We start from the raw sequence: 18624 nt of genomic DNA on the forward strand, positions 1-18624 counted from the left end.
CAACCTACTTAAACGTGCCAACTTCTACAACAGGGTCACGATCTCCGGTATCGCGGCCATCCGGCTGCGGAAGTGGTCGGTTCTCATCACCTGGTCCGGCATGTCCGTCCTGCGAGTTTCCATCTTTTCGGCGCGAGAGGTACGTATAGATTGCCGGCACCACGTACAAGGTCAGGATAAGCGAAAACAGCAATCCGCCCACAATCACGATACCGAGGGGCACCCGGCTTTTACTAGCCGCGCCCAACGCCAACGCCAGAGGCAGTGCCCCAAAAGCGGCTACCAACGTCGTCATCAGAATAGGCCGGAGACGCATGGCGGCCGACTCTACAGCGGCTTCGAACTTATTTTTACCGGTGAGTCGCTGTTCATTGGCAAACTCCACGATCAGGATACCATTTTTAGTCACAAGCCCCACGAGCATGATGATACCGATCTGGCTGAAAATGTTCAGCGTTTGTCCGAACAGCCACAGCGACAGAACCGCCCCGGCAATAGCCAGCGGTACGGTAATCATGATGATAAACGGATCAACAAAACTATCGAACTGGGCGGCCAGAATCAGGTAGACCAGAATCAAGGCCAAACCAAACGCAAACAAGGTATTCGACGAACTTTCCGCGTAATCGCGGGAAGCCCCCGACAAGGACGTTTGGAATGTGTTGTCGAGTACCCGGGCCGCAATGGCATTCATAGCCGCTACCCCATCACCGATGGTTTTGCCCGGTGCCAAACCCGCCGACACCGTTGCCGACTTGAAGCGATTGTAGTGGTACACCTGCGGGGGGCTTGACCGCTCCTCAAATCGAACGAGGTTATCAAGCTGAATGAGTTGACCCGCATTATTGCGAACGTAGAACGAAGCCAGGTCCACGGGTTCATCGCGGTCTTCGCGGTCCACCTGCCCAATTACCTGATACTGTTTGCCGTTCATGAGCATGTACGCCAGCCGCCGGTTACTAAGTGCCAGTTGCACAGTATTCGACACGTCGAGTACCGATAGACCCAGGCTCGTTGCTTTTTCGCGGTCAATGCTGATGTTCAATTCAGGCTTATTAAACTTCAGGTCGACGTCGACGTTCTGGAAAGTCGGGTCTTTACGGGCTTCTTCGAGGAAAAGGGGGAGTTTTTCGCGCAGCTTGTCGAAGTTCAGGTTTTGCAACACAAACTGAACCGGCTGACCGCCCCCGCGCCCTACCTGAATCGTCTGTTCCTGCACCGGGAACATGCGGGCATCACTGAAATTCCGCAGGTTAGCCGTGAGGTAATCGGCAATTTGTTGCTGTGACCGGTTCCGGTCCTGCGGGTCTTTCATGTTCACAAACACAAACCCGCTGTTCACGGCCCCCGCTCCCGAGAAACCGGGCGCAACCACACTAAAGGTCAGTGTAGTTTCGGGAACCGAATCAAGAACGAATTGCGTGAGCCGGTCGGTAATAGTGGCCATTGACTCAAAGCTTGTTCCTTCGGGAGCTGTGATGGGTATCCGAAGGCGCCCCCGATCTTCGAGCGGAGCCAGCTCTGATTTAAGCAGGGTACCAATGCCGAAAATAAGGGCCAAACAGGCGGCAATAATCACCAGCGACCAGGCCCGTGCGCGCATGAACGCTTCGAGCGAGCTTCGGTAACTCCGGTCAAGCCACTGGAAAAAGGGCTCCGTCTTTTTGTAGAACCAGCTCCCCTTGCCGTGATCTTTACTCGTGAGTTTCACACTCAGCACCGGAGTCAGGGTAAGCGACACAAACGCTGAAATAATTACGGCCCCGGCCACCACAATCCCGAACTCCCGGAACAGACGCCCCACAAACCCTTCGAGGAAAATGATGGGCAAAAACACCACGGCAAGCGTAATAGACGTAGCGATAACGGCAAAGAAAATCTCGTCGGAGCCTTCGCGGGCGGCCCGTTTAGGGTCCATTCCCTGCTCAACCTTTTTGAAGATGTTCTCCGTGACCACAATCCCGTCGTCAACTACCAGACCCGTTGCCAACACAATACCTAACAGTGTTAACACATTGATACTGAAGTCGGCGACATACATGATAAAGAAGGCACCAATCAGCGATACCGGGATGTCGATGAGAGGCCGGAAGGCAATCAGCCAGTCGCGGAAGAAGAAATAAATGACCAGTACAACCAGAATGAAGGAGATAATCAGGGTTTCCTGAACCTCCAGAATGGCTTTTCGGATGAACGTACTCCGATCAATTCCGACATTCACTTCAATATCGGGTGGTAGTTCTTTTTTAAGGTCTTCAAACCGTTTGTAAAACTCGTCGGCAATCTCAACGTAGTTGGCACCCGGCTGCGGAATCAACACCAGAATAACTCCCTGTCGGCCGTTCTGCTTCGACTGGGTTTCTTCGTTTTCGGGGCCCAGCACCGCGTAGCCAATATCTTTGAAGCGAACAATTTGCCCGGCTGTCTGCTGCACAATGAGGTCGTTGAAGTCCTGCTCAGTGGTCAATCGACCTACCGATTTCACGGTCAACTCCGTATTGTTTCCGTAGATTTTACCACCGGGCAACTCAACATTCTGACGGGTCAGTGCCTGCTGAATATCCTGCACAGTCAGGCGATACGCAGCCAGTTTGATGGGGTCAATCCACAAGCGCATAGCAAAGCGCTTCAGACCATAAATGTTTACCTGGCTTACCCCCGGAATTGTTTGCAGACGTTCCTGCAACACGTTTTCGGCGTAGTCAGACAGCTGCATAATGTTACGCGTCGAACTCTGCACCGGCATAAACACAATGGGGTCGGAGTTGGCGTCGGCTTTGGTAACCACCGGTGGCGCATCAATATCCTGCGGAAGCTGACGCTGCGCCTGCGCCACTTTGTCGCGCACGTCGTTGGCCGCCCGCTCCAAATCCGCGTTGAGGTCAAACTCAACCGTGATAGTGCTGGCACCAAGTGCACTATTAGACGAGATCGTCCGAATACCCTCAATGCTGTTAAGCGATTTTTCAATGGGCTCGGTGATCTGCGACTCGATAATTTCGGGGTTAGCTCCGGTATAGTTGGTACGCACCGTGATTACCGGCGGGTCGATGGCTGGGTACTCCCGCACCCCCAGAAACCGGTAACCGATCAGGCCAAACAACACAATCACGATGGACATAACCATCGCGAACACGGGCCGATTTAGCGAAAGCGAAGAAAGACTCATAACGTGTATTTTATGGATCGTGACGGCTGTTTGGATGCCACTTCATGAGGTTAGAGTTTGGCCTGAGCATCGGTGGCGGGCACCCCGGTTGTCGGGTTCAGGGGTACTTTGGGCAGCCCGGCTACCTTCGCCACCTTCACGGGACCATCGGGCTTCAGGAACAACAGGCCCGTTGTGGCAACGGTATCACCCTGGTTAAGCCCCGACAGAATCTGGATCGCACTGGCGGTACGAATACCCGTAGTCACGTCCTGAAAAACTGCTTTGCCGTTCCGAACCACAACCACCTGCTTTCCACGCGTTTGTGGAATCACAGCCTGAGTAGGCACAACCAGCCCACTCTCATTCTGAATCGCCAGCGTCACTTTGGCGAACGTGCCGGGCCGGAGCCGGGCACCGTTGTTGTTGACCCGGGCCCGCACCCGCAGGTTACGGGTTTCTTCTTCAACCGATGGCTCGGTGGCATACACCGTACCGTTGAAACGCTGCTGGAGCCCATCGACCGTAAAGGTGACACCGCTCCCGTTCTTGATGCTTGGCCCGTATTTTTCCGGGATAGAGAAATCAAGTTTGAGCGAGCTGGTTTGCTGGAGCCGGGCAATGAGTGTCTGGGGGGTTACGTAGGCGCCGGGGCTTACATTACGCAGACCGATCACGCCCGAAAAAGGAGCCCGAATCTCGGTTCGGCGCAGGTTGGCTTTAACGAGTTCAATATCGGCAAGGGCACTTTTGAGGTTTGTAACCACAATGTCGTACTCCTGCTGGCTGATTCCACCCCGTTGCAGAAGCTGCTTGTTACGTTCTTCGGTTCGTTGGGCATTCTCCTGCTGCACATACAGCCGCTGCAACTGAGCACGCAGATCGGCATCGTACAATTTGATCAGCAGGCTCCCCTGCGAAACGGGCTGACCCTCCCGAATCGACATTTGCGTGATCCGACCCGCTACTTCGGGGTAAATATCAATCTGTTCGGCGGCCAACAGCGACCCACTGGCTACTACCTCTTCTTTCAACGCCTGCGAAACCACCACAAAGCCCGTGACGCTTGTAGGCCGGTTGCCACCACCGGGGCCACCGGGACCACCCGGTCCGCCACCGCCGGGGCCGCCCGGTCCACGACCACCACCTCCGGCCGCTGCAGCTGCAGGGTCTTCTTTCTTCGACTTTCCAAACTTATTGTATGCGACGACTCCGCCGACAATCAACACAACAAGACCAATAGCTATCCAGCGTTTCACAGAGCTACAGAAAAAAACGTATCCTTTTATAAACAACTACCACCCTGCCCAAATGTTGGTCGGCTGGTTACCTATTCTTGCTACCGCGCACAAAGGGCAGCGTACTCGTTTAAAAGCTGACGCGAGAGCCGGTCGATGTCGTACTTCTCCGTCACTAACCGGCGCGCATTTTGCCGTACCGTGTCCCGGCGCGACTCATCTGATAAAAGCACCTGAAGCCCCGACAATACCCCTTCCGGCGTTAATTCGATTAACTGGGCCGCGTCGTAGGCCCGGATAGACTCACCAAAGCCCACACGGTCAGAGAGTAAGCTTGGCGTACCCGCAGCCATCGCTTCCAGACAAGCCATCGAAAACCCTTCCGAATACGACGGTAGCGTAAACAGAGTAGCATCGGCAAGGGCCGCTTTTTTCAGGTCTCCTTTGATCATGCCCACCATCCGAATTCGGTCGTCGAGCCCATATTGGCTTATAAACTGCCGAGCTGTTTGCGCGTACCCATCGTCGGGTCCGGCAAGTACCAACACCGCATCGTCGTTCTGTTGGGCATACTGCCTGAAAGCCGGCAACAATAAGTCGAGACCTTTCTTGGCATTGAGCCGACTCATAAACAAAACGATTTTCTGCTCTTTTTTAATGTTAAATTCATGACGAAATGTATCCTTAGCGGGCATCTCGGCAAAGTCTCTAACCTTAACCCCATTGGGGATCAGCACGATATTTGGGTGAGTAGTACCGAGATAATGGTTTACATCCTCACGTTCTTCTTCGGTAATGACGTGAATCAGATCGGCCTGTTGCAGGAATCGTTTTTGGGCGAGGGTATCCACCAGCTGCTTTTTCCAACGGCTTTGCGCATAGGCCCATCGGTCGAGTACACCGTGCACGGTAACTACTTTCACCACACCGGGGCTATCGATCATAAACGGGGCCAGTGCCCCCCAGTGCCAAAGCCCGTGGCAATGCACCACATCGTATTCGCGGAGGTGAGCCCGCAGGTAGCTAAATAAGGGCCACGAAAATTCACGGAACACACGGCTGATGGGCGCGGTTCGCTTAAACCGCAACAGCCGCCCCCCTTCCGGTACCGGGTACGGGGTTTCACCCTCTGAGTAAGGGCTCAAAATATCGACCTGATGCCCTTCGGCCAAAGCCACTTCGGTATGATCGTAAATTACCTTCGGGGGACCACCAATCTCCCACGAATACGCACAGATATGGGCTATTTTCATTCAATGACCAAGTCTTAGAAATCCGGCCAGCATCTCGTCGGCCACCGCCCCGACCGACCAGGGCTTAATCATCTCCTCCGAAACCGACCCCAGCCGGGCCCGCTCGGCATCGGATAACTGCATGATTTCCAGCAGCAGTTCGGTGAGCTGACCAGGCTGATCGGGGTCGAACAAAAACCCGTTTTCTCCGTGGCGAACCAGATCACCGACACAGCCACACCGATTCGACACGAGCACGGGCATACCACACACCATGGCTTCGTTGACCACCAGCCCCCAGGGTTCGGAGCGGCTCGGTAACACCAGAACATCGGCAAGAGCAAGTGTTTGGGGAACCTCGTACCAGGGCGCTGCGGGCAAAAACCGAACCCGCTCGGTAAGGCCAAGGGCCTGCGCTTGTCTTTCAAGAGCAGATTGAAGCGGCCCATCGCCCAGAAAAACAAGTCCCCAGCTGCTATTGTCTACTTGTTGGCAGGCTTGGGCAAACGAGTCGAGCAAGGCCGGTAGGTTTTTAGGCTCAATGAGCCGACCCACAAACACAAAGTTGCGGGGAGGCAAGCCCATCTGCGTCAACTTAGCGGTGCGGTTGGGCCTAACCTCGTTGTAAACCCGTAGAAGTACGTCATTATCAACGGCCGTTTTGCGGAGCAGAATTTTACGGGCGGGCACACCAAGTTCCATCAGGTACTGGGCCTGCAAGGAACCAAAGCAGAAGAAGCCATCGCAAAGCCGCAGAATGGTTCGTTTCAGGGCTTCTTTAGGTCCACCCCGGCCGTGGTCGGCGGCTGTGCTTTCCATCTGCATCACTACGGGTACCCCCGTCAGTTTAGCATAGGCCAGCAGCGCCAGCTGGGCCGGGTCATAATAACCCGTGAGGTACAGCACATCGGGCCGAAATTGCCGCATTCGACTCAGCAACGCGCGCGTACGCTCACCCACTGATACCTCTTCCACAAACCGGTCGAACAGCAGTTCGTAGTCGTACTGATACACGGGGGCATCGGCGGCAGTGGTCTCCCACCCCGCCCGCGATCGTTCGTTTCGGGCAATCTGTAGGACCTTTATTTGAACGTCAGCTGAGGCCGACCGCGCATGGAGTGCCTGAAAAACAGCCGCTTTGTAATGAGCCCAGAGGATGTTGTGAACAATCAGAACTTTCATGCGGCCGATTCAGATGCCGATGGTTCTGAGACGACGGTTTCGGTCGATACGGCATGGATAGCACTGGGGCCCGCCGGGTTAGGGACCGCATACCCGTCGTAATCGTACGCCGGTGGGTTCGTCCAGAGTCGGATGGGGAACAAATGCTCGACCCCAACAAATCGAATCATCAACGCCAGCGGATGCCAGAACGAGATTTCGTTGGGTCGACCATTGGTAAACATCTGGACGAAAATGAGCATGTAAAAATAAGCCAGGCAGGTAGTGAGCGGGTTCGGATTGGTGCGCATGGCCTGGAGGCAGTTGTAGAAAATGAGCAGATTGAGCCCACCAAACAGCACCAATCCGGCAATTCCATGATTAATCCAGGCTTCGAGTACCGGAATGTCCAGATACAGAAATTTATACCCGTTACCGAAAACCAGCATCTCCATGTGACCAATCAACACGTTGCCCAGAAACCCCGTACTGACGGTCCGGTTTGCCGACGATGCATCAAAACTCGCAGCGTAACCAGCCTTTGTTTTCAACCCAAGCAGAGCCAGAATATTTTCGGTATTCCGCTCAATAAAGCCCATGACATACCCGTACAACAGGTTATAGATGTCATTGTACCGCTGGAGGAACGCCATTAATCCCACGATAAAAATACCGATCGTGATGAGGGGTAATGGCCTGAAAATACCCCGAACGGCTGTTTTTATCTGGGCCGGACGGACGTTGTAGAACATAAACAAGGCAATCACCAGCACCAGAGCCACAATACTCGAGCGGGTTTGGGTCATGACCAGAATAGCTGCACTCACCGCCCCTGTAAACAAGGCAAAAATCCGAAACAGCAGGCCCGTGCGGGCATCAAACGCCCATACGCCACAAGCAACTACTCCTAAGAGGGCGTTTCGGGCAAATACGTGGGGGTTACCCGATCGTTCGCCTGCTTCGCCCGCTGTACCAAAATTGATAGCTGCCCGCTGACCAAGAGCCCAGGTTGGGTCGGTAATCATGGCGTAAATCAGCCCCAGATTTGACACCAGTGTAAAGACGACAATTACCGGTACGGCCACTTCGATAATATCGTTGGGTACGCAAACCACCAAAAACAGGAAAATAAACGCGAACAGAAAGTACATACTATCTGTCCCCAGCGCACTGAAACCCGGCTCTCCAACGAAGTAAATCATGTAGAAGACCATCAGCAACAGGCAGGCGATGGCCATGTAGAAAGCCAGCAGGTTGGGTTTGTACAGCTTACGGAAAATAGAGAAAGGCACCATCAGGATAAACCCCAGGGCCAGAAAGCCAGCCGTAAACGCCGAACTACCGGGAGCCAGTCCCATAGTTTCTTTCAAAAAAAAGATCAGCGGGTATCCGTCAACCACCATGCAGATGCCCACCACAATCCGCATGTAATCTACTTTTCTGAGTAACTGCAGCATGAAATCGTTATCCGTTGTCTGTCAATTCCTGTCAACCCCGGCCTGACCATAGCCAGTACCCGAGCGACCCTTAACCGACGACTTATTTTCTGAGTGACAGCCGGTGGCGAACGTAGGTAAAGTTGCCCCGAAATACAAAGTACAGCAATTTTCGGATGCGACAGTACCGCACCCAGAAGCTTTCGCCCCAACGGCTCTTGAGGGCCGGTGCGAATTTTTGCCGTATCCGGGCGTGTTCAGCTACGCCAACCGTTGCGATATTCGATGATTTAGCGTCGGGCTGCACCCGAAAACCACCCCAAAACCCGTCGACATGCCGGAACCGCACCCCCGGCTGTACGCCCAAACGGGCCACAATTTCGTAGTCGATGACAAACCGGAGGCTTTCGTCGAGCAAGCCAAACTGGTCGAGCAGTTCCCGACGGACAAAAAACGACTGGTTGAAAACCTGCATCCCTTCGTAGATGTGGCATTCGGCACAAAACGGGGGAACCCGCATCTCCTCGGTTATGGCGTCGTTTTCATCGATAATATACATATCCCCGAAAAACACACCGGCTGTGGGGTCTTGCTGCCATGCTTTGGCTACACGCCAGAAAGCATCAGGCGCAAATACATCGTCGGAGTTCTGAAACGCTACCAAATCACCCGTTGCCCGCCGAAACCCTTTATTGATCGCATCGGTTTGCCCACGGTCAGGCTCGCTCACCCAACCAGCCAGGTAGGGCTCGTATTTCTTGATTATCTCTACACTCCCGTCTGTCGACCCGCCGTCCATAATAAAGTATTCCAGATTAGGATACCCCTGATTCAGGACGCTCAGGATGGTTCGCTCCAAGTATTCGACCTGATTGTACGAAGGTGTCACAACGGTCAGTTTGGGTAGTTTTTCGGCCTCCTGACGAGGGGGAGCGCTCGTAGCTCCCAGTTCGGTCGTCACAAAGGAACGTAGCGAACGAGTTGATGAATCGTGCACAGATAAATAGCTCAGATTGAATCGTACTAAGGTACAAAAATAGGGTACAAACCTATCGGGCCGTGCTCAAGGAGCCAATTCGCGGTAAACCTGTAGGGTCTGATGAGCGGTTTTCTCGCAGGAAAAGAGTTTAAGTCGCTCTGTACCCAGTGCCGCAAGTTCGGCCCGGCGTGCGTCGTTGAAAACTAACCCCTCTACAGCCGAAAGCATCGATTCATCGTTTTCGGGATCAAAATAAACGGCGGCTTCGCCCGCTACTTCGGGCAATGAGCTTCGGTCGCTCAGGAGCACCGGGCACTTGCCGCTGAAAGCCTCAAGGACCGGAATTCCGAACCCTTCGTTGAGCGACGGAAACACAAACGCCCGGGCGTGCTGGTACAAATGTAAAAGCGAGGCATCCGTGATTGGATGCTGATGCACCTGTCCAGAAAGCCCGACCGCAGCAAATAAGGCCTGTTCGCCTGGCGTAAAACTGCCTCCACCCGCGCACACCAGGTGCAGTTCGGGGTGGCGTTTCAACAAAGGCGTGATGGCCTTGAAAAACCGGTCGAAGTTTTTGTAGAGCGGGCGTTTACCTACGTAAAGCAGGTATTCATACGGCAATGGCTGAAGCCCCGTCGTATCGGTCTCGCCCAGCGTCGTGCCCAGATGCACCACATCGACCCGGTCGGGGCGGATGCCAAAAAATCGCTCGATCTCCTGCCGCGAAAACTCCGACACAGCAATAATCCGATCGGCCCGGTTGAGCAACACTTTTTTCAGTTCGGGCAAATGCTGTCCCACGTCGGGAAACTGATCGGCGTAACGTTCGCTGGTGGCATCGTGAAACGTAATCACAAACGGTTTTTTGCCGATATAATCCAGAAAATACCGATGGTAATACGTCGGGTGGAACACATCGAACCGGCCAGCCCGCAGGTGCCGAATGCTATTCATCCGGTTCAAAACCGAGGCTACCTGATTGGCCCGTTGGTTGTGTGCCAACGGCTTGAACGTAAAGTGATTGGCAAACGGCCGATTGGCCAGATACTCACTATTCGACAATAACAGCGAAAGGTCGAACGTCACTCCCTCTTCCTGAGTCAGGCAACGCAAAAGGTCGTAAAAATACCGAGCCACCCCGCCGTACGTGTGCCCGGTAAAGGCCTGATGGTCATACAGTATATTCATGGTACGCGATTCGATGGGAGTTTGCTGAGCCCCCATAGGGCTTCGGGCTACGTTTATTTCCAAACGGGCAAGGGCATGGTGTTTATCTGATTGACCAGACTACGCAAAGCCTCCACCGCCCCGCGACGCCAGCCAAACACCACCGGCTTTTCGGGTTGACGACCGTAGGCAGGCGGGCGATCAAAAGCGGGTTGTGCCAGCCGCTGTACGCCCGCGCGGTAGTCGGTCAGGAGACGTTGCAGAGCAGAGTCACGGGTGGGATCAACGCGAGTTTGGTAGGCAAAAAACCCCTCGTTTCGGTTGTAGAGACCTTTGAAGTTGACCCACAGTGGCTGTTCAGGTTTATCTGCTGTGCCCCCCCATTCGTGCCAGTTCCAAAGCCCCCGGTGCCAGTCGATGTTTTTCGCAATCTGCACACCATCAAAAAAGGCGGGGACGTGCATGAGCCAGATCTGATCGAGGCACAGGCTTTCGCAAAAATCGATACGGGCCCGGGTCTGCACCCGATCTTCCCACCAGGGCAGCATCCGATCAGTTTCCGCCGACCGACGAAACGCCAGAAAATCGGCATTATACAGCCCTATATTCTGCATATACTTCTCGTCGGGCAGAGCATCATCGGCTGGTGCTTTCTGCATAAACGGCGTGAGCAGCACCGAGGCTGTTTGCAACCGTTCCAGCACGGGTGTCAGTGGCGCGTAAATAGCCGAGTTAGGGTCGAGGTAAATCAGGTGTTGAACCTCCGGAAACTGCGTGTAGGCGGCTCGTATAAATGTTGGCTTCAGCGCCCCCGCTAACTCAGTGGGCGAGTACTGCCCGGACAGAGTATTCAGCATACCGGGCTCTATCATCGATGAAACCGGCAATACCTGATACGGCAAATTAATGCCGGCTATACCCTGTTCGGCGTCGGCCAGACCTATTAAGAACGTAGCATTGGGGTGCAGCCTGTCGACCGATTGACCCAGCGCAAGCGCCTGCGGGAGTTGTCGGACGGTACAGACTGTCAGAAATAATAAATCAGACACTAACCAGTTTGTAGTTTACAAGTGACAGGCCTGGGAGCCCCCTGCCTATTCGGATTATTCAAGCATATCACCGACGGCCGCCAGATACGGGCTGTACCAATCGGCCGACGGGTCGGCGTAGCGGTGATAATTCCCATTCTGCAGATCGTTCAGAACGGGCCAAAGTCGCCGGAGCCGATTGTCGGGCAAGGTACTACGCATGGTATAATGGGCCAATTTACGGTCCAGCTGTTTCATACCATCCAGGTTTGGATCTACGCGTTCGCGAAGGTAGTGCCTTATACGCAGCAATTTGTCACGCATCTTCGCCAACGGCTCTAATTTTAAGGAGCGGTCCCGGCTAAAACGGTCGCTCAACCGAATCCGGGGGCCCGGTGGTTGAGCCCGCACCCCTACCTGCTGTTGTTCGTGCGTACGGTACAACTGCAACGGCTTGTCGACAAACTGAATCACGTTCATCGACGCCCCAACGAGTGAAATCCAGCCATCGTAGATGTACGATGGAATATCAGTAGGAATAGGCAACAGGCGGCTCATAAACGTCCGCCGAATCACGGTAGCGCACCCCATCATGCGGTTCCCATCAAGCAGCACCTCCATGGCGAGGCCCTCTTTCCAGCGCTGTTGTTGCAGGGCATCGAGCCGTACCTGTGTCCAAAATAGTCGATTCAGATTCTGCAGAGCATCATCGGCCATGTAGGCATTGCAAAAGGCAATCTGAACGTCGGGCTGGGTGTCCATGAAGTGGGTCATGGTCTGTAGTTTTTCAGGAAACCAGTAATCATCCTGATCACAGATAAACACCAGATCGCCCGTGCAATGGCTCAGAGCCTTCTCAAAATTTTTGTTGAATCCCAGTTGCGCATCGTTTCGCACGGGCACAACGGCAAACGGGGCCTGTGCGGCAAGTTCCTGCACCAATGCCCAGGTGCCGTCGGTTGAGCGGTCGTCACAAACGACGATTTCGTCGGGTTGTCGGGTTTGTTTCAGCAGGCTATCCCACTGCTCACGCAGATGGGTTTCGCCGTTGTATGTACATAACGCAATCGAAATTTTCGGAACAGGCATTTGCATCATTACACGTAGCTCAAATTTGGTAGCCCAGCTGGGCAAAAAGCAGCCGCCAGTAATCGGTACCATGAATATCCCAGGCGTGGCACCCAAACGGCAGTTGCCCGCCATTGTAATCCCGAACGGCCCGCTCGGGGTAAAACTCTACGGCAAAGCGTAGCCCGGTTCGGAAGTTCGGAATACGCAGGTGCGGCCAGTACCGGTTTACTTCGATGCTGAAAAATACATCTTCGTTGTACTGATGCAGCGAATGGGCCTCGTATTCCTGAATGGTGCGCTCGAACCGTTGCAGGCAGGCATGCATGGCCTTGACCCGGCGCAACGAAAAACCACCATTACCGACTTCATTCAGGGTAATGATCTCACGGGGGGTTATGCCATCGGCCTTTTTCAGATTCAACCAGGTCGCTATTTGCTTCTTGGTGTCGAAAATAAACTCGTCTAACCGACCCGAAAAATCAATATCCCTGAGCCAGGGGGCACCAATATAATCATAATTCCGACGACACCAATCCGTTAGCTCATCCCGAAAAACAAAGGCATCTAACTGATGAATCAGGATGTACTCGTAGGCAAAGAAGGCTTCGTAGAATGATTTCGACAACATGAGTTGATTGTACGACTGCACGCTCTCGAAAAACGAATCGGCAAACCGGACAACCTGTAGCTTAGGGAACTCCGCCGTGATGGCCGACACGTCGAGCGTTTGCGGGCACACGAGCCAAATTGGGTAATGCCCCAGTACTCGGGTACACTGCGTGAGGGCAATACGCTCGTAGGGACTCAGTTGCGGCTTGTACACCGGCACGACTACACCCACCAGACTACTTGTTGGGGCTTTTTTGGTCATACGTACCGGGCCTGGGTTAAATGTTGCTGAACAGCCTCCTGCACCCATTCAAAGGGTAGTTCGGAGCACGGAGAGCCCAGCTTATTCAAAATAGTAACCCCCTCGCCCCGCTTGTACCGGCCCGAATAGGGCAGGTATTCGACATAATCGAACAGTTTGCCCAACAGAATAACCCCGTCTGTACCCATAGCGTTGGCGAAATGCGCGGGGCCACTATCAATACCGATAAACAAGCGGGCTTTGCCGATTACCTCGGCCGTTTGCAATATACTCAGCTGTCCGCATAGGTCAATAAACCGGGGGTTGCTGTTGCGTACAACTGGTTTTAAGCCTACTTCGATTACCGGATACGGGTATGTTTCGAGGAGCCAGTTCACCAACCGATCCCACTCATGCGGAGGCCAATCGCGCGGGGTATAGCTCGACTGACAGTGGATCACCACCGCATTGTCGGGTAGGTTCAGGGCCGCTACCCGCCGGGCATCAGCCTCCGGTATGTACATTCGGGGTTCATCGGTAATAGCCGGTAGGCCAGCCGCCCGCGAGAACACATCCAAGAGATCGCCGTGGAAGTAATAATTGGCATAATCGATCCCGAGCGAGTCGGCAATCGGATTCACGGGGTCTTCTTTGCAGTATTTACATTTTCGGTGCGACAGATGTAGGTTATACACCTTGTCGAACACGCCCGTATCGAGCAGACGGGTTCGTTCGCCGGGGCAAAGCTCCAGCACGTAACTGTCAATATTGGGGTTGTGCAGAATCAGGTCCAGGTATGGTTTGCGCACAAACCACACAATATGCGCGTTGGGATGCCGCCGACGCACTTCACGCCCAACGGGCTCACAGGCGACAACATCCCCCATTTGTTCAGACAGCACAATAGCCACTAGCGGGCGTTGGCCGATGCGCAGTTTACGCCAGCGCAGCAGACCATATTTATACGCAACCGACAGGTATTTATGGGCGATATGACTGTACTTGTGGTACCGATGCGTCCAGAGTTGTTTAAAACGAGGCCAGGTGGTCATTGCTACTTCCTTTCTTCGAGTAGTGCGATCAGTTTATGGATTGGCGCATTCAATAGCCGCCTTACTCGCTTGTAACGCATTACCTTGGGCGGTTTTATGTACACACAAGGGTATTTGCGATACCGGTCATTGTGGTTAGCCAGCAAACTGGTCCGGTAAATTTCGAACAGCGGGCGCATATCGGGGCGCTGCCGCTCGGGTACAGCCCCTACAAACGTGTACCGGGTCTGGTATTTCGAAATCTCGTCGGGTTTGTACGGATCGTACCCACTGAAATGGAAAAACTGGAGGGGCTCGTCGCCGTTAATCATCCATGTTTCGCCCGACTGACTCGCCTGCCGTTCGTGCAGGTTCCAGTAGGCCACATTATAGCCCCGATGCTTTTCAATCCAGACGTTCTGGTGGTACACCGGTGCAAAATTAACCCAATGCTGATCGACAAACAGGCCCGCACAGAGGTCGATACGGCACTCGTACACAAGCCGTTCTTTCCACCAGTTTACAAAGGTACGGGCTTCGGCGCTGTTACTGAGTCCAATAAAACCGAGGTTGAAAATACCTGTACCCAGGTGATGCTGCTCATTGGGGCGCTCCCAGTCGGGGGTGGGCGCACAGGTATGCGGAGTGAGTACCATACTGTAGGTGTCCAGATGGTTTTCGAGCCGGGTCAGGGGTTGAAATACAATGATGTCCGGGTCGAAATAGATCACCTTGTCGTATCGGGGCGACGACTGGTAAAAATAATCAATGAAGAAGGGCTTCACGGCCGTATTCAGTTCGGTAATATCGTACCGGTCGCACATGGCTTCAAAATCGGGAATCCCGATTTTGGCCACCTCGATCATAGGAAAGTCAGGGACCAGATCTGGTGAGAGATTGGCCGCAGCCAGATCATCAACTAACCCAATGATATACGTCCAATCCGGATTGGTACGTCGTAATGAATCGCCCAGGGTACGCGCCTGAGCCAGATAATTGACAGAACAAATTGTAAATGCGAGGGTCATGAAAAGAGGTCTGAATTCGCAAACGAAGTCGAGCCGGCAGTCGGGTTAACCCTTATTCCGTTGGGTGCTCTCTTCGGCGATCGGTTGGTGTGTTTTTGTACGAAAAATACTGTTTCAGCGAGTTAATCGGCTTCTCAAACGCATACCATGATACGCTGGCTACCGCAATGAGCACCGCCAAACTGAATGCCCGATGCCCCCAATACCCTAAATCAGGTACATGCCCGCGTAGCAGCCGGTTCATCACCCGCAACACAAACGGCACAATATAACCCGGAACAATCATATGGAATACATACAGACCGTAACTGATTCGGCCTATGTATTGTAGGGCACCGTTATCGAGCACGCTACCCACGCCCCCCTTGAACCCAAAACTGGCTCCTACCACGAGGTAAAGGGCCAGTACGGAAATGATAAATCGCTCAAACAACACCACTGCAATATGGTCGTCGGGCAGAAACAGTAAAACACCCATCAGCACCAGTGCCACCCCAGCCGCGCCATTTAGCACCGACCGAAACCGAGCTATTTGGTCCGTTGCCTGCATGGTAACCCAGGCCCAAAGTGCACCTAAACCGAACGAGTCAAGATTGGCCGGAGTCAGCACCCCGTCCAGATCGCCCTGACTGTAGCCGTAGGCCCGAAACAGAATACCTGCCGCAACCATACCCGCTATAACACCCACCAGCCGCCGGGATGGTAACAACAACACTACCCACGGCCACACCAGATACAACTGTTCTTCAACGCCCAGCGTCCAGAAAGGTGATAGCAGGTCGGCCCAGTTACCGGTTTGGTGAAGCAGAATATTGTAGCCGTACAGATAGTAATACAACGGCCGTTCGTCGATGTCGGAGGCTTCGGGAATCAGGAGCCAAACGGCCGTAATGACCAGGTAATACAACGGAAAAATCCGCAGCGCCCGCCTGATAAAGAAGTTCCGATACGTATTGCCCAGCGTACTGGTTCCTGCCTGAATAGAGGCCCGGTTGGTAAGCAGAATACGCGTAATGAGGAATCCGCTGATCACAAAAAACACCATCACCCCAATGGTACCGTTGGGCAACCAGTTGATACCAGTACCGGTCGGAAACCAGTGATAAATAATCACCAACGCCACCGCAAACGTGCGGAGGGCGTCGAGTTGGGGCATATGTCCGAGATTCTTCAACGAGCGCGTAATCGACTTGGGGTTATAACAGGCAATTTCTGGTTTTTCAGTATTTGCTCACCTATTCAGTAGCTTCGTGAATAGATTAAGTAACACCGTGACCCCTTGCTCAGCAGGATGCCGTTCGAGGACTTTTTCGCGTAACCGTTGCCCTAACTGCCGGGCCTGCTCGGGCGCTTCGGCCAGGGCGACTATGGCGCGGGCCATGGCGTCAACGTGCAGGTAATGCACTACTACGCCCGCGTCGGTCTCAACCAATTCGGGCGAGCCACCCGCCCCCGCAAAACATACTACGGGCACCTCGCACAGGCCCGCTTCGAGAACAACCAGCGGGTACGGGTCCTCGCGCGAAGTGAGCGCAAACATACTAAAGCGACTCATGTACTGAAGCACATCGGGCGTCGGCTCCAAAAAGTGAACTCGCTCGGTAAGCCAGGCTTTTTGCACATCGAGCCAGAGTTCGTCGCGGTACGGCCCTTTGGGCATCCCTACCCATACAAAGTAAATAGGCACAGCCGGGGCCAGGTTAGCCACTAAACGAGCCAGCAACACAAACAAGTCGTTGCCTTTGCGCCATTCGGCATTGCCACAGCCGCCCACCAGAATAGCGTCGGGTGGAATACCCAACTGCCGGATCAGTCCGGCACCGTCGGCTTCGCGCGCCCGGTCGACGTTCTGAACCAGCGTAGGCGTATCTATGAGCGTAAACAGGGTAATCCGGGCCGGGTCGAAGCTGTGCGATTCGATGTAATAATTGGCCGTTGCCTTCGACACAGCCAGCATATGCGTGGTCCGGGCGAGCAAATAGCGTAGTTCATCGGGTTGGGTGTACATCTGCACCGACATAGCCAGTTCGTGCACAAACGTAACCACCGGCACCTTCGGCGAAAGATTCAACTGACCGAACCAACGGGCGCTCGTTACGGTATTAACTAACACCAGATCAACGCCATCCAGGTTAAGCTCCTGCCGGAGGGCAGCCTGCCGGGCAGTCTGCTGCTTGCGATAGCGGCTTTCCCAAACGCCCAGCTTGCCCAGCACCTTATCGGCCAAGGGCCCTACCACATGGTCAGGCTCGGCTGGCCAGATGGTTACGGGGGCCAACGCCTGGTATTCGGCCAGTAACGGCCCTCCCTCACCCAAAAGCAGGCGCATGGTTACGTTTTGTGCACGCAACAGGCGCATGAGTTGCAGCAGTACCAGCTGTGCGCCGGCCCGGTTGGCATCGTGTCCTATTAACAGTAGGTTCATAGAGTCAGTAGCAGTAGGCAGAATGCAGTAGCAGTAGGCAGTGGCAGTAGCTGACGCACAAATACTGCCTACTGCTACTGCATTCTGCCTACTACCACTCAATACGTTTCGTAGCTTGGTTTTGGGAGTTTTTTGGGCGGATTACCAATGTACACTCCCCACGGCTCAGAGTCTTTGTAAAGTGCCGAGGCCATACCGAGTAGCGTGCCCTCAGCCACATTCAGGTAGTCGCGGATAGTGCTGTTAACTCCGAAAAAACTATATGACCCGATATGGCAGTGCCCCGACATAACCACGTGCGAGGTAAAAAAGACGTGGTCATCGATCCGACCGTGGTGACCAATGTGATTCCCACTCCAGAGCACTACATTGTTGCCAATGGTGGTAAACGGCTGAATGGTATTGTCTTCCAGAATAAAGCAGTTCTCGCCGATTTCGTTGCCAAAGTGCGTTGCTTTAGAGCTGATGTACGAAATAAACGGATACCCTTTCGCTTTCGCTTCCAGATACACCCGCTCCCGGTTTTTGTTCATACCGCGCCCGGTCATAGGCGCAAAAAAATGATATTCGCCCGGCGTAAATACCGTTTCTACATCTTCGAAAGCCACCACCGGAAGCCCCCGAAACTCCGTACTGTTCATGTACTCCCGGTTGACGGTAAACGCGACTACCTCGTGCTCGGAGTCGTGCGTCAGGTAGAAGTGGGCCAGTTCGGCCGTGTCCAGAATTCCAAAGATGACTACTTTTGCCATACGTTTTTGAGCGAATTAGCGGTTGAGCAGACCGTCGGGCGGCCCCAATTATTCTCTGTGTCAGGCAGGTATCGTACT

General features: G+C 53.9%; 15 protein-coding genes. All 15 read right to left on the minus strand.

The genetic code is table 11. The annotated features are described in order from the left end of the window. Positions 1 to 4: 4 nt before the first annotated feature. Positions 5 to 3169, minus strand: coding sequence for an efflux RND transporter permease subunit (locus F5984_RS13320; protein WP_152124761.1), 3165 nt, complete (start codon positions 3167 to 3169; stop codon positions 5 to 7). A 50-nt stretch (positions 3170 to 3219) separates the two neighbouring features. After that, positions 3220 to 4407 (minus strand): efflux RND transporter periplasmic adaptor subunit, encoded by a 1188-nt coding sequence (locus F5984_RS13325; protein WP_152124762.1) that lies wholly within the window; start codon positions 4405 to 4407, stop codon positions 3220 to 3222. Between the two features lie 80 nt (positions 4408 to 4487). Continuing rightward, positions 4488 to 5639 (minus strand): glycosyltransferase, encoded by a 1152-nt coding sequence (locus F5984_RS13330; protein ID WP_152124763.1) that lies wholly within the window; start codon positions 5637 to 5639, stop codon positions 4488 to 4490. Then, positions 5640 to 6800, minus strand: coding sequence for a glycosyltransferase (locus F5984_RS13335; protein ID WP_152124764.1), 1161 nt, complete (start codon positions 6798 to 6800; stop codon positions 5640 to 5642). Beyond that, positions 6797 to 8236, minus strand: coding sequence for an O-antigen ligase family protein (locus F5984_RS13340; protein ID WP_152124765.1), 1440 nt, complete (start codon positions 8234 to 8236; stop codon positions 6797 to 6799). Before F5984_RS13340 ends, F5984_RS13335 begins: the two co-directional genes overlap by 4 nt. Positions 8237 to 8318: 82 nt before the next feature. After that, entirely contained in the window at positions 8319 to 9176 is an 858-nt protein-coding gene (locus F5984_RS13345) for a glycosyltransferase family 2 protein (RefSeq protein WP_152124766.1), read from the minus strand. Positions 9177 to 9278: 102 nt separating this feature from the next. Further along, positions 9279 to 10382 carry a glycosyltransferase family 4 protein gene (locus tag F5984_RS13350; protein WP_152124767.1) on the minus strand — a complete coding sequence of 368 codons (1104 nt, stop codon included), beginning with the start codon at positions 10380 to 10382 and terminating at the stop codon, positions 9279 to 9281. Positions 10383 to 10435: 53 nt separating this feature from the next. After that, positions 10436 to 11410, minus strand: a complete 975-nt coding sequence (locus tag F5984_RS13355; RefSeq protein ID WP_152124768.1) for a hypothetical protein — start codon at positions 11408 to 11410, stop codon at positions 10436 to 10438. A gap of 54 nt (positions 11411 to 11464) precedes the next feature. Next, positions 11465 to 12478 carry a glycosyltransferase gene (locus tag F5984_RS13360; RefSeq protein WP_152124769.1) on the minus strand — a complete coding sequence of 338 codons (1014 nt, stop codon included), beginning with the start codon at positions 12476 to 12478 and terminating at the stop codon, positions 11465 to 11467. A 19-nt stretch (positions 12479 to 12497) separates the two neighbouring features. After that, positions 12498 to 13331 (minus strand): DUF5672 family protein, encoded by an 834-nt coding sequence (locus F5984_RS13365; RefSeq protein ID WP_152124770.1) that lies wholly within the window; start codon positions 13329 to 13331, stop codon positions 12498 to 12500. Next, entirely contained in the window at positions 13328 to 14362 is a 1035-nt protein-coding gene (locus F5984_RS13370) for a glycosyltransferase family 9 protein (protein ID WP_152124771.1), read from the minus strand. The genes F5984_RS13365 and F5984_RS13370 overlap by 4 nt, the downstream gene beginning before the upstream one ends. A gap of 2 nt (positions 14363 to 14364) precedes the next feature. Continuing rightward, positions 14365 to 15369, minus strand: coding sequence for a glycosyltransferase family protein (locus F5984_RS13375; protein ID WP_152124772.1), 1005 nt, complete (start codon positions 15367 to 15369; stop codon positions 14365 to 14367). Between the two features lie 52 nt (positions 15370 to 15421). Further along, a complete protein-coding gene (locus F5984_RS13380; RefSeq protein WP_152124773.1) occupies positions 15422 to 16525 on the minus strand; it encodes an acyltransferase family protein in 1104 nt (367 codons plus the stop codon). A 75-nt stretch (positions 16526 to 16600) separates the two neighbouring features. Next, positions 16601 to 17794: a glycosyltransferase family 4 protein gene (locus F5984_RS13385; protein ID WP_152124774.1), complete on the minus strand. Its 1194-nt coding sequence runs from the start codon at positions 17792 to 17794 to the stop codon at positions 16601 to 16603. Between the two features lie 98 nt (positions 17795 to 17892). Beyond that, entirely contained in the window at positions 17893 to 18546 is a 654-nt protein-coding gene (locus tag F5984_RS13390) for an acetyltransferase (protein ID WP_152124775.1), read from the minus strand. Between the last annotated feature and the right edge of the window lie 78 nt (positions 18547 to 18624).

It is taken from the genome of Rudanella paleaurantiibacter (genome assembly GCF_009184635.1).
Taxonomy (GTDB): Bacteria; Bacteroidota; Bacteroidia; order Cytophagales; family Spirosomataceae; genus Rudanella; species Rudanella paleaurantiibacter.

What these genes read in the sequence shown, in the direction of transcription:
- F5984_RS13320 (WP_152124761.1), bottom strand. Translation starts at nt 3,169, where the DNA reads ATGAGTCTTTCTTCGCTTTCGCTAAATCGGCCCGTGTTCGCGATGGTT.
- F5984_RS13330 (WP_152124763.1), bottom strand. Translation starts at nt 5,639, where the DNA reads ATGAAAATAGCCCATATCTGTGCGTATTCGTGGGAGATTGGTGGTCCC.
- F5984_RS13335 (WP_152124764.1), bottom strand. Translation starts at nt 6,800, where the DNA reads ATGAAAGTTCTGATTGTTCACAACATCCTCTGGGCTCATTACAAAGCG.
- F5984_RS13340 (WP_152124765.1), bottom strand. Translation starts at nt 8,236, where the DNA reads ATGCTGCAGTTACTCAGAAAAGTAGATTACATGCGGATTGTGGTGGGC.
- F5984_RS13350 (WP_152124767.1), bottom strand. Translation starts at nt 10,382, where the DNA reads ATGAATATACTGTATGACCATCAGGCCTTTACCGGGCACACGTACGGC.
- F5984_RS13360 (WP_152124769.1), bottom strand. Translation starts at nt 12,478, where the DNA reads ATGCCTGTTCCGAAAATTTCGATTGCGTTATGTACATACAACGGCGAA.
- F5984_RS13365 (WP_152124770.1), bottom strand. Translation starts at nt 13,331, where the DNA reads ATGACCAAAAAAGCCCCAACAAGTAGTCTGGTGGGTGTAGTCGTGCCG.
- F5984_RS13370 (WP_152124771.1), bottom strand. Translation starts at nt 14,362, where the DNA reads ATGACCACCTGGCCTCGTTTTAAACAACTCTGGACGCATCGGTACCAC.
- F5984_RS13375 (WP_152124772.1), bottom strand. Translation starts at nt 15,369, where the DNA reads ATGACCCTCGCATTTACAATTTGTTCTGTCAATTATCTGGCTCAGGCG.
- F5984_RS13380 (WP_152124773.1), bottom strand. Translation starts at nt 16,525, where the DNA reads ATGCCCCAACTCGACGCCCTCCGCACGTTTGCGGTGGCGTTGGTGATT.
- F5984_RS13385 (WP_152124774.1), bottom strand. Translation starts at nt 17,794, where the DNA reads ATGAACCTACTGTTAATAGGACACGATGCCAACCGGGCCGGCGCACAG.
- F5984_RS13390 (WP_152124775.1), bottom strand. Translation starts at nt 18,546, where the DNA reads ATGGCAAAAGTAGTCATCTTTGGAATTCTGGACACGGCCGAACTGGCC.